The organism is Chromatium okenii (genome assembly GCF_016583745.1).
GTDB lineage: Bacteria > Pseudomonadota > Gammaproteobacteria > Chromatiales > Chromatiaceae > Chromatium > Chromatium okenii.
The window spans coordinates 43515-55315 of record NZ_NRRQ01000021.1; the positions used below are offsets into that span (position 1 = coordinate 43515).

10 protein-coding genes are annotated in these 11801 nt (G+C 42.9%); 9 read left to right on the top strand and 1 reads right to left on the bottom strand.

Features of this window, described 5'->3' with window-relative positions:
* Entirely contained in the window at window positions 1–543 is a 543-nt protein-coding gene (locus CKO12_RS09480) for a hypothetical protein (protein WP_200154502.1), read from the top strand.
* Window positions 544–548: 5 nt separating this feature from the next.
* Complete coding sequence (locus CKO12_RS09485; RefSeq protein ID WP_200154503.1) at window positions 549–2846, top strand: TIGR03986 family type III CRISPR-associated RAMP protein; 2298 nt, start codon at window positions 549–551, stop codon at window positions 2844–2846.
* Between the two features lie 76 nt (window positions 2847–2922).
* Here the strand turns inward: CKO12_RS09485 and CKO12_RS15160 are convergent, their stop codons facing one another.
* The gene (locus CKO12_RS15160) at window positions 2923–3045 is read right to left on the bottom strand and encodes a hypothetical protein (protein ID WP_274599913.1); all 123 of its coding nucleotides are present in this window, start codon (window positions 3043–3045) and stop codon (window positions 2923–2925) included.
* Between CKO12_RS15160 and CKO12_RS09490 the strand changes: the two genes are divergently transcribed.
* The 7 genes from CKO12_RS09490 (at window position 3044) to CKO12_RS09520 (ending at window position 11723) form a co-directional block, all read left to right on the top strand.
* Window positions 3044–4339 (top strand): hypothetical protein, encoded by a 1296-nt coding sequence (locus CKO12_RS09490; RefSeq protein WP_200154504.1) that lies wholly within the window; start codon window positions 3044–3046, stop codon window positions 4337–4339. The two genes, CKO12_RS15160 and CKO12_RS09490, sit on opposite strands and share 2 nt — an antisense overlap.
* 95 nt (window positions 4340–4434) lie before the next feature.
* On the top strand, window positions 4435–4761 hold the full coding sequence (csx16, locus tag CKO12_RS09495; protein ID WP_200154505.1) for a CRISPR-associated protein Csx16: 327 nt from the start codon (window positions 4435–4437) through the stop codon (window positions 4759–4761).
* 131 nt (window positions 4762–4892) lie between these two features.
* Window positions 4893–5195: a GTPase gene (locus tag CKO12_RS09500; RefSeq protein WP_200154506.1), complete on the top strand. Its 303-nt coding sequence runs from the start codon at window positions 4893–4895 to the stop codon at window positions 5193–5195.
* Window positions 5196–5475: 280 nt separating this feature from the next.
* Window positions 5476–6588, top strand: a complete 1113-nt coding sequence (locus tag CKO12_RS09505; protein WP_200154507.1) for a hypothetical protein — start codon at window positions 5476–5478, stop codon at window positions 6586–6588.
* Between the two features lie 5 nt (window positions 6589–6593).
* The gene (locus tag CKO12_RS09510; protein ID WP_200154508.1) at window positions 6594–7769 is read left to right on the top strand and encodes a hypothetical protein; all 1176 of its coding nucleotides are present in this window, start codon (window positions 6594–6596) and stop codon (window positions 7767–7769) included.
* A 1-nt stretch (window position 7770) separates the two neighbouring features.
* Complete coding sequence (locus CKO12_RS09515) at window positions 7771–9534, top strand: Hsp70 family protein (protein WP_200154509.1); 1764 nt, start codon at window positions 7771–7773, stop codon at window positions 9532–9534.
* A gap of 704 nt (window positions 9535–10238) precedes the next feature.
* A complete protein-coding gene (locus CKO12_RS09520) occupies window positions 10239–11723 on the top strand; it encodes a dynamin family protein (protein ID WP_200154510.1) in 1485 nt (494 codons plus the stop codon).
* The last annotated feature ends 78 nt before the right edge of the window (window positions 11724–11801 follow it).

An 11801-nucleotide genomic window follows, 5' to 3' on the forward strand; every position in this document is an offset into this window, starting at 1 on the left:
ATGAGCATTGAGAACACATTAGCGACTTATAATCGGATTCGCCAGATTTACAAATTGCCAGAAATGGCACTGACCGCAGTAACATTTGAGGTGAAGAATGATTTAACGCCGGAATTAGCATGGCAAGCATTGTGCGAATTTCAACCGTTGGAAGGCTGGTTTCAATTTCAATCTCATGCAGACGCATTTATCAACAACGCAGTGCCGCAACCAAAACAAGATTGGGGTCGTTTACTTGATGCTGAAGTGTTTGATAGTGAGAACAAGCGTTCACTCAGTTTGCGCACCTTATCATTCGGCACCATTCGTTTAACGATTGCTACTGCTGGAACCGGTGAAAAGGAATTTTTGGCGGATGATGTCAAACAACTGGCAACGAGAAGAACTAAACACGAATGGCTGTGTTATCGGCGTTATTGGCGTCACGATGAAGAATTAGGATTTATGCCGTTTTATGCTGCGTTTCAAGGTTTTTCAGTGTTAATCAAAGAAGATGCCGAGCAAGCGTCGCCCGCATCAGAATCAACCACTCAAGGAAATTAAACGCCATGCCTCCTCCAATTTCAATTGATGCTCCATATAATTTTGTGCCGCTGGCGGATTGGGTGCATTGCCCAGATTGGGCAGCGCAGGTGTCACACGATTTGCCATTCCGCGATGGCATTTGCGGTCATCTGGATTTAACCATCACTGCGCAGACGCCATTATTAGTTGGTGGTCGGCAACAGAAAGCATCAGAGACAGCACCAGGTCAGGTGCATCCATTCAAACTCCCCAATGGCAATTATGCCATTCCGGGCACTTCATTAAAGGGAATGATCCGCGCAATTATTGAGATCGCCAGCTTTTCACGCATGAATTTGGTGGATGATATTCGCTATGGTTTGCGCGATATTTCTGGAAAATATGTCAGTGCTGCTTACACAGCTCGTGTGCGTGATAGAGTTAAGACTGGATTTATGCGCATTGGTGAAAATGGATTGCCATTGATTACGCCATGCGACATGGTGCGATTATCGCATCACACATTAGAGGCATGGCTGGGTATTAAATCAGCTGTTTTTGCACCAGATCGTACAGTTTCTAAAAAGTATCAGGCTTGGGAAGATCGCTGCAGAGCTAAAAAAATCGATCCTGATGTAATTTCTTTTTCACCAAACGGTGTTGAAGCGGAGAATCTTGGTTCAGGAATCCATCAAGGGGTTCCAGTATTCACCGGACAGATCAGCGACAGCAGACAAAAAACTGGTAAAAAACGCGATTTCGTTTTTTACGATGAAGATGCGTCAAGAGTTTTTGTGCTAAAGCAGCAAGATTGGGCTGATTTTCTTTATGTGCATGGTGATGAAGCAACCAAAGATGCCAGTGATATGTCGTGGCCTGGATATTGGAAACAACGCTACTGGCGTGGTGAATCAGTACCTGTTTTTTATGTTCAAGATGCTGGTAAAACACGCATTGGTTTAGCATATATGCCGCGTTTAGCTGGTGATTTCAGTACGCACGAAATGATTGAACACACAGAGCCAGAACATCTCAACGGCAATGGACGTAGCAAGTGGGATTTTGCAGAAACATTGTTTGGAACTACTGCCGCCACTGATGCTGTGGGTGAAAAGTCAGCTGCTTGTTTAAAGGGTCGAATAACGTTTGGACTCGCAACTGCTAAAAACAGTGCTTTAACTGATGTTGTTGGTCCTACCATTTTGAATGGCCCAAAAGCGAGTTATTTTCCGAATTATGTGCGTCAACAGACCGATAAAACCTCGCATTTAACCAGCAATGGTTACGCTACCTGTGTAAAAACAGCTGAACATACTAAACCAGAGATTCGTGGCTGGAAACGTTATCCAGTGCGCGAAAATGAACAGATACAACAATTGACTGAAGAACAGCGCACCAGCAAAAAGAAGAATACGCACGTCATTCTTCACCCCCTTAAAACTAGAGTTCAGTTTACATCACGGGTTAATTTTCACAATCTCAAACCAGCAGAACTGGGTGCATTAGTTTGGGCATTGACTTGGGCTGGTGATAACAATTTGCGCCACAGTTTGGGTATGGGTAAATCATTCGGATTGGGTCAAGTCAGTATTGCGATTGATGGTTTTTCATTACGCTGCAATGATTCACAGCAAGTCGCGCTGACTTTAGAGGAATACCGCGACCAATTCATCTTTCACATGGAAGATGTGGCAGTTCAGAATCAAGCTGGTTATCGTTGGCGTGATTCAAAACAGATTACACAACTATTAGGAATGGCTGATCTTCAGAATGTTGATAAATTCAAGAATAGTTGCAAGTCTGAATTAAAGCACATGCTGCTTGAAACAAGAGGAGCGAACGGATTTCTTACTGCTAAACAAAGTGGTTTAGTGTTGCCTGAATACCCGTTGACACAGCATCCTGCCACTTTTTTAGAGCAACAACAAACGCTTGCTGAAGATTTAGCGCGACAACTAGAAGCGCAGATTGAACGTGATCGTTTAGAACAAGAACGAGCAGCGCAATTACAAGCGCAAGCAGACTTTGAAGCGTTATCAGAAGAGTGCAAGCTCATTCATCTGATTGGTGAACAACTGGTGCGTTATCGTCAATTGACTGAAGTTGCACAGCGGCAAGAACGGGAAACGGTTGTTGGTATGTTGAATAGACTTGCAGACCAACTGCTGCTTTCTGCGGATGGGATTTTGCGCAACGAAGGTGCCGATGCAATCACGGAAGGATTTGAGACGCTTGGTTGGAGTGATCCTGGCAAGAACGCAAAACAACGTGAAAAACAGATGAACAAACGTCGTGAAAAAATTGACAACGTACGACGAGGCAAACCGACAACTGATGATTGAAACATCCCGCGTTGGATTCGCTGACCAGTGAAACCATGCTGCGCGTGTGCAAACGCGCAGCGTTTTATCAGTAAAATCAAGCGTCTTCAATGTTGCGCCCTAATTCCAGAATTTTTTCTGCTGCCGGATTAAAAATTGCCGAACGGCTTGCGTTATACCGATAACAACCATTCAAAAACCACTCAGGAATTGACGCCATGACTCAACAAGCCACCGTATTCGTTGCCCTGTCCACCGGTCAAAACATCGCCAACGTTCTGCCAATTTTGGAACTTGCCCATCCTGAGCATGGCGATCAGGTGCTGTGGATTGAAAGCGCAACGGCAACAAAATCGAATTGGAGCAATGGTGCGCTGGATGTGTTAAAGCGACACGGCATAACGGCAATTACACCGTTAGAAGTGAGTGATGATCCAGCTTCATTACAACAGGAACTTGCTGCGCATGATCTTGTTAAAAATGGAACGCACATCATTAAATTGATTGCGAATGGCGGCACGAAATTACAGATGCTCGCCGCATCCAAGGCTTTGAATGGTCATCTTGATGAGTTGCTTTATAACTCAGATCGTCAATGCGTTATCGAGCATGATCGTTATGGTCAACCCGTGCAATCCGTTCCTTATCAAAATCATCACATCACTTTGGCGGATATGTTGGAATGCAACAACCGTGAAATAGTACCGGGAACAGAACGCTGTATTTGGTCAACAGCGCAAGTGCCAGAATTACCACGTTATGGCACTGATGTTGAATATACCCGTGAGTGTCATCAACGCATTGCAGAATGGATGGAAGCGCATCCACACGAACCTAAAAAAGCCTTTGCCTATGATAAGGCAGCGGAACTGGCACCAGAACAACACGATAAATTGATTGCCCAAGTAAAAAAGGCGTGTGCGCTTGCTTGCGGCTCTAAATTTGAGATTAGAAAAGACGATTTGAAGGACTTGTATAACTGCGTTTATAAATTAGACCGTGAGGCATGGAAGCTCGTTGGTGATGATGAGGCTCCTAACATCGGACGCAAATTGGAGGATGCCGTTGCAGCGCGGGTAGTTCATTGGCTGGAAAAGAATCCCGAACTCGCCAAAATTGTGCAATCGGCGTGGTGCAATGTGAAGGTGCGGCAGCGCGGCAGCAAAGAAGATGCGTTAGAGTTAGATACGGCGTTGTTGTTAAAAAATGGCATCTTGTTACATTTAGAATGTAAATCTTTCGATGCGCATATTAAAGACATGAACTCGCGTCTTGGTGAATTGCAACGCAGCTTTTCACAACTCGCAAGAATTGCGATCTGTGCGCCTTCTTATCCTGCTTTTGACCGTGATAGTTGGTATAAAAAATATGATGGAAATGTGGCACTGATGAAAAAATGGAAGCAGTTTAAGTTTGTTGAATTCACCTTGCCCGATCAACCCGGCGCTGAAGGCGTGACTTTTGAGCAGGCATTGGAAAACTGGCTTAAACCATATTTGCCAACGGTGAGTTAAAACAGTTCACGCTGGTTTAGGCTTATAAGCCAGCGTGAATACTTTTAAAATTACATAATGGATTAACGTTTATTCAACCGGAGCGTTGCTTTGCTATGACCACTTATTTTGTTACTAGTCACTCCGGCGCTCGCGCTTGGGCAACGCAAGAAGGTCTCAACGTTGACGCGGTCGTGATCCATCTTGATCCTGCCAGCATCGCGCCCGGCGACATCGTGATCGGCTCGCTGCCGGTCAATCTTGCCGCCGAGGTCTGCGCTCGCGGTGGGCGCTATCTCCATTTATCCATTGATTTACCAGCCGATTTGCGCGGACAGGAATTGACCGCTGAGGACATGCGCAATTGCGGAGCGCGGTTGGAGGAATTTCGCGTCGCCCGCGTGCCATTCAATAGAGAAGCAGCATCAAAACTCTGTGAATGAATTGCGATTTTGACAAGGTGAATTAAACAACCACTGAACCGTGTTAATTTTTACAGAAAATTGACACCAACAAACAAAAAAGTGATAACGTATTCACTAACAGTTCACAAGTAAACTATAGGAAAAAAGACATGAGTATTTTTGAGCCACACGTTGAGGAAATCTTTGAGAACTTTTTACCGAACACAAGAGATTCCCGCGAAACACTCGCTGCTGCGCTCCAGATGAAGGAACAAGCACTTAAGGTAATTGCTTGCGGGATGCTTAACGCGGGTAAGAGTTCATTACTCAATGCGTTGACCGATCAACTTGAGAACGAGGTTTTTGCAACTGGTCCAGTTCGGACTACCACCAAAAAAGCAGAGCTGTCACATCATCAGTTTATTTTTACTGACACGCCGGGGCTTGATGCAATAGAAGCGGATAATATATAAGCATAGTCGACAGTAAAGACTGCTGATGTATTGCTATTTGCACGGCATCTCCACTGATGAACGGCTAATTTATGAATTCCGTACTGTGCGCGCTTTCGACCGCGACTGGTTCGATGCTGCATACGCGATCGCTTTAAGTCGTGGCTTGGCGCAGCAGCCAATGAGCGTTAATCCATGAATCAAAACCATTTTTACACTCGCGTGATTGAACAACTTAGGCAGGGAGAACGATTGGCACAATTTATTCACCTACTAATTCGTCTCTATTAGGAACATAATAATGGGATTTTGGCATACTGGTTACATCGAATTTCACGAGCCACAAGGTCTGGATGATTTAGTTTTTTTGGAGCCAACTCGCTATCCCTGTAAACATTGCTCTGATAGTTTTTTGTCGCCTGAAGAATTGCGTAATCATTTGTTTGAAAAGCACCCGCAAAAGAGACCTATATTATTGATACGAGGACGTGAAGTTGGTACTAATCGAGAGCGCATCACCTGTAAACTAACACTTGATGAAATTAGTTTTCTTCATTGTGATTCTGCTTGGATCAATACAATGTCTGTAACCCCTAATCAAGTATGTGAACAGCTTTGTAATTTCAAAAACGATACTGTGATTGTAAAATTGGCAAACAAGACTATCGCAGCAGAATTTAACCTACACTTTGAAGTTGCTGATACAAAAGATTTAGATGGAGTTGACGAATGTTTTTTAAATATAGCTCGTCTGAAACAGTTTGATCGGGATGCTTTAGAGGCATTTAATACAGCGGCGCATGACTACCCAACGGCTGTAGGGTATGCAAACGGTATCTACGAATATTTTACTGCTGTTCGCATCAAAGAGCAAAATCCAACAGTATCATTGCCTTATGCTGAATACCGTGCAAAATTTAATTCAGCAATGGATGTTATCCAGCATTTCAACCGTCCATTGGCACGGACGATCTGTGGCTTAATTGCTTTTCATCTGAATAATTTCGATGCTCAAGTAATTCGACAGTTGGATAAAACTCGCATGAGAATTGCTGCCCAACGCTTTTCGCTGTGGATTAAAGGGAATGCAGGCAGTGCCTGTAATTTACTATCTGATCCGTTTGATGATCGCTTTGAAAAGCTATTGACTGATAATCAAACCGAGCATATACTGCGTTGGAGCATCTCTAGCAATGGAATACTCAGTGCAGAAATTTCTGAGATCGAACAGATGATGAAATTTAGCGGGTTGCCTGATTTAGATCGTACCAAACTACACGTCTTACTTGCCGAATATTATGCAAGTATCAATGAAATAAATGATGCTAAACGACATGCACGAGAACTGCGTGGTAATTCACAGTTGGGAAGTTGGGCAGAATGTCTGTTACATCGAGTAAACAGTGAGAAGTAAAAATCATGTCGGGTAATGATAAGGTTACTATCAAGGATAAAAAGACTGGAGTAATTACTGAGGGTAAGCCTGCACGGTCGCAAGGACGGCAATCCTGCAAAGGCAACCATAGTAATAATCTCAGTACGGCGGAAGTGACAATAACTGCTACTTCGGCCTCTCCTCCATCATCTAAAAAAACAACAAGTCAGAAATTGGAAAGCATTGTAGATTTTATTGATTTTGCTTACAAACGGAAAGGACAACGTATTGATTCTTCCAAACTGAAAAAGGATTTTGTAAAACTGGAGCCAAGTGAACCTAAGCGATTGTTAGAATTGGCTAGAGCAGATATTTTGCTGGCTGTACCAGTGCAACTATTATTCGTAGTGCGTGAAATAACCAATCAAACAATGAAGAATACTTTGCAAGATTTTATTCGTGATGTATTGCTGGCACATCCACTATTTAGTCCAATCGAACTGATTGATACAGTAAAGAATTTACCTGACGCTCTAATGCCAGCGGCGGCATTGAAACGAGTAGCCCAACCTGAAGCTGCTATCCTCGATGAAATCGTATTCAACGGTGAGAAGCTATCTAAGAAAGAATCTAGCGAACTATGCGCTAATGCTGTTAGTTGCCTAGCGTTATGGTTTGTAGAAAACCGCGCACTTTCAATACAACAAGTGACACAAGACCTATTCGATTCGTTTTGGGAGCCAAGCTGTAAAGAAGTGATCGATGACACAGAAATTTTACGTTGTTTGACTAGCATTAATTCGATGAATGCGGGGGTGATAGGTAGAATCTTCGCTCAATCTGTCAGCAAAAAAGCGCGTATTGCTGAGAGCGCGCTAAAAGAAAAAGATAGGTTACAACAATGCCACGCACAATTGCAGACTGAAAATGCTAATCTGAAAGCTATTATTTCTGAACGTGATATGCGTATTCAGGCGTTGGGAGATGAACTTGCTACTGAACAGCAACGTCACAGAGAAACTCGAATTCATCTGTACGAGGATATGAATATTTTACGGGGGCGTCTATTAAGACGATTAAAATCTGGAACAGAACTTCTTACTGATGGACTTCAAGCTTTGCGGCGTAACCCTCCAAAAATTGCTGTCATGGAAGATCATGCCGAACGTGCATTAGAAGAATTAAAAATAGAAATAGAACAACTAGGAATGGAGCAATAAAATGGCAGTTGTGGGATTTGATTTCGGAACAACAAACAGTTTGATTGCAGTCATTGTTGCTGATCGCGCCATCAACGCACTGGATGAAGAAGGGCTTCCTATTCCGTCTGTTGTTTGTTATGAAGGTGGTAAAACTATAGTTGGGAAAAAAGCAAAAGAGCGACGTAGTGAAGCTGGTTTAGGAATTAAGGGGAATGTCGTTTCCTCACCAAAGATGTTTCTCGGACAGGAAAGTATTTATGTTGAAGGCTTGCGTCTTAATCCGATAGATGTAGTTTCTGATGTTGTCAAGTATGTTATTAGCCAAGCTACCGCAAATCAATACCGTGAAATCGACACCATTACTCATGCAGTAGTGACTATTCCTGTGGATACTAATGGGCGTTGGCGAGTTGCTTTACGAGATGCTTTTCGTCGTGTAGGTATAGGTATTGTGCAATATATACATGAGCCACTCGCGGCACTGTACGGTTTTCTACGTTCTCAAACAGATGTAACTGCTGCATTACGACACTATAACCGTGAACTTTTATTGGTATTTGATTGGGGTGGAGGAACGCTTGATCTAACATTATGCCAACTCACTAACGGGATGTTAGTGCAAATACGCAATGACGGCACCAGTGAAGTTGGCGGTGATCATTTTGATGATTTGATCCGTAACGAAATTGTTCGACGTGTGCTTCAAGATCGAGGACTAGATGATACGGTAAAAATTCAGCCCGATGCGTGGATACGGCTACTCCATCGCTGTGAACGCGCTAAGATCGATCTTTCCACTCGTAAGAGTGTCGAAATTTACGTTCCCTGCTTTTTTCCCGACATGACGGATGAAGACCTACAGTTTCGCCTTACACAGGAAATACTCGAAGAAATAACTGATCCCTTGTTGACTAAAGGATTAAATCGAATTCGTAAAGTATTGAATGAGACAGACGTGGCACCAGCCCAGATTGCTCTTTGTTTGGCAACTGGTGGTATGGTTAATATGCCAGCAATTAAATCGCGTTTACATGAGTGGTTTGGCCCACAGCGGGTCGAAGTTTCTGAGCACACTAGCACACTAATTGCCGAGGGGGCTGCATGGATTGCACATGATGAGGTAAGGTTACAACTCGCTAAAAATGTAGAGTTACTGCTGGCAAGGAATTCATATTTACCAGTTATTAAGGCTGGCACTGCAATGCCGGGAGAAGGCGATATTCATTCGAGTAATTTTCATCTGTATTGTGTTGATCCGCGTGATGGTAATGCAAAATTCCAGCTTGTGTCGCCAGTGCGACCGGGTATTAACATCCTTAAAAACGATGTGCGTATTCCTCTCGAAAATCTGGTTGTTGAGGTTGACGCAAAGGCAAAGCTATTCCAAGAAAGGCTAGAATTGGATGTTAGTATTAATGATAATTTAATCCTAACTGCTCATGCCCGATCAATTAATAAGTGTGATTATGATAAAAAAGAAGTGCATGATCTGGAGTTCGGATTGACAGTTGCTGATAGTGATGGTGGCAACAAAACTGATGATACCCTCTTAAAAATATCATCACGCCAGCGTGGTGAACTTACTATCCGTTCTAATATTGCTAATAGGAAAGATAGTAAACTGGTGCCGGGAGAATTACTTGACGAATATGCACCTGAGTATTTTGACCGCCGTTTGAATCCTCCTGAATATCAAGATCGAGAACGTTTGTACTACAAACCCTGTTCGATATGTGGACGCGCATCGAATGATCCACTGTGTCAGTGTTCTTCTAAGCTGTAGTTGTTTATTTCAATCTTGGGTAATGGTCATATGATAGAATAAAATTAAAATATCGCTACATACTTAAATCGGCGTTAAAGGAATGGAAAAATTGCTACCACGGCAGGACAAACGACTGGCAAAGCAATTCCTTGGATTGGGCCAGCCATTACCATTATTAGTAGCATTTGAGATTATTATAAAGCACAGGAAGCAGAACAGGCACAAATTCGGCAGATAGAAGCACAGGTCCGCGCAATTCAAGACGCGGTTGAACAACAGGCAACTCGTTTAGAAAGAGAGTTTGAAGATGGTTATTTAGCAGCAATTAAACAAGCATTTGCGCCAATTGAAACGGCGTTTGTTGAACAATCCCGTGCTTTGGGTAAGCAATCACAAGCATTGACTTCGGATCGCGCTGCATTGGAATCAATCAAATATCGGCTGTCTTCTATTTAAGTTGTCATTAGCATTGCACGATGCCAATTCCTCCCGCTCCAATTCGCTATACCTGCCCCAATTGCGGTTGGTCAAAAACCGTAACGCCTAAAAGTGATGTGTTATTTGCGGGTGAGTTTTTTAGAGCTTGCCCGCGTTGTCACCACACGCCATTAGACACTCGTCAATTGTCAACATCATCCATCCAGCATTTAATCCAGCAGATCAAAAGCGTTTTACGCTAACCGATCAGCTTAACACCGCGTTTTATACACAAGAAGGTCACAATGGCTATCAAAAAGAATATAAAGTTTGATTTACCTATCGGTGGCATTCGTGCAAAAAACATGCAGGAAATAAGAGAGCATTTTACGCTTGAGATTTTAGAATATGCGCGTAATGGTACTTTAGTAAAATGGTTGCGATCGCGTAAGTTAGAAGATGAACTGACAGCAGTTCAAGCGTTATCAGAATTAGATGATGATGCGCTGTTTTTAGGGTTATGTACCGTGTTTTCCGTTTCACCACGACAAAACTTACTGACTGCCTTGGCTCAATTGCGTGGCGAGTTTAATGCAGCAAAGGTTGATATAAAACCTCGTGAGAAAACATTAGAGCGTGCGCTTAGTGAATTGGCACGCTCGGTATCAATTGCTTCAAATAATTCGGGATTAAAAGAGGATAACTTCCTCACTCAAGCGGTTATCAACACCAATATAAAAATAGCTGCCAGTTTAGCAAAATGGCGAGAAGATGTGAGTCGCCAGCAACGGAACACTGAATTTCGAGAGCAGTTTGGTGATTCACTACTGGTTTATGTCTATGGCAAGGTCAAGGCCGGAAAGAGTGCGATTGGGAATTATGTTGCCTACGGACATGGCGATCCAAACCGCTCAATTATTGATGCGGCTGAACCGACACCTGAATTTTTTTGTGAAGCAATCGCAGAAGATGCAAAAAAACCAGAAGCGGAATTAACAGCGGCTGAATTAGAAGAAAAACGTAAATTAGACGCACAACGTAATTTAGCCGAACAACGCAAGTTTGCTGTTGGCGCTTGTGAAACAACTTCATTTATTCAAGGGTTTAAACTGTCTGGTCTCACTTGGATTGATTCGCCGGGATTGCATTCCAGAACCGAACCAAAAGGTCAATTGGCACAGGATTATGTTGATGCTGCTGATTTGATTTTATATCCAATAAGTTCGAATCAACCCGGACGCGCTACCGATTTAGAGGAAATTGCTGATTTGCTGCAAAAAGGCAAGCGCGTTGAGGTGGTTATTACTCGCTGCGATGTTACTGAGGTAGATAAAAATGATGCTGGAGAACTTATTTATCAACTCGTAATGAAATCGGATAGCGATCGAGCTATGATGAGCAAATACACTTATGATCAAATTGTTCAGCTTGAAAAAAAACAGTGCAATGATCAATTAGAGGTGCTCACAGTTTCAGTCCGCTATGCTGAAGAACATGACAATAATGCTGATGAACTTGAAAAGAGCGGTATGAATGCGCTGTTTCGCAAGCTCACAGCATTAACGCAATCTGAAAGTGTGCGATTGAAAAAAGAAACGCCGCTCAATAATTTACGAGCGGTTGTCAATCATATTCTCACTGGTGATTTATCAGTTAAAGAACTGCGCGATGATCTTACTCTGCTGGAGACAGCTATTGAAAAGTCTAAACTTTTACGAAAAATCATTGCTTTTGAACAAATTAGGAGTTACGCAGTTGCGAACAAGCCATACAATGGTGCTGATAAATAAAATCGCACGGCACTGCGCACGATCTTATTTTTTGCTTCCATAATGCTTATTCCAGTTCGATAGAAGTAGCGTTCCAAA

Bases quoted from the DNA above. Each gene is read 5' to 3' on its own strand.
- CKO12_RS09490 (WP_200154504.1), top strand. From the start codon at position 3,044: ATGACTCAACAAGCCACCGTATTCGTTGCCCTGTCCACCGGTCAAAAC.
- CKO12_RS09520 (WP_200154510.1), top strand. From the start codon at position 10,239: ATGGCTATCAAAAAGAATATAAAGTTTGATTTACCTATCGGTGGCATT.
- CKO12_RS09505 (WP_200154507.1), top strand. From the start codon at position 5,476: ATGGGATTTTGGCATACTGGTTACATCGAATTTCACGAGCCACAAGGT.
- csx16 (WP_200154505.1), top strand. From the start codon at position 4,435: ATGACCACTTATTTTGTTACTAGTCACTCCGGCGCTCGCGCTTGGGCA.
- CKO12_RS09485 (WP_200154503.1), top strand. From the start codon at position 549: ATGCCTCCTCCAATTTCAATTGATGCTCCATATAATTTTGTGCCGCTG.
- CKO12_RS09480 (WP_200154502.1), top strand. From the start codon at position 1: ATGAGCATTGAGAACACATTAGCGACTTATAATCGGATTCGCCAGATT.
- CKO12_RS15160 (WP_274599913.1), bottom strand. From the start codon at position 3,045: ATGGCGTCAATTCCTGAGTGGTTTTTGAATGGTTGTTATCGGTATAAC.
- CKO12_RS09510 (WP_200154508.1), top strand. From the start codon at position 6,594: ATGTCGGGTAATGATAAGGTTACTATCAAGGATAAAAAGACTGGAGTA.
- CKO12_RS09500 (WP_200154506.1), top strand. From the start codon at position 4,893: ATGAGTATTTTTGAGCCACACGTTGAGGAAATCTTTGAGAACTTTTTA.
- CKO12_RS09515 (WP_200154509.1), top strand. From the start codon at position 7,771: ATGGCAGTTGTGGGATTTGATTTCGGAACAACAAACAGTTTGATTGCA.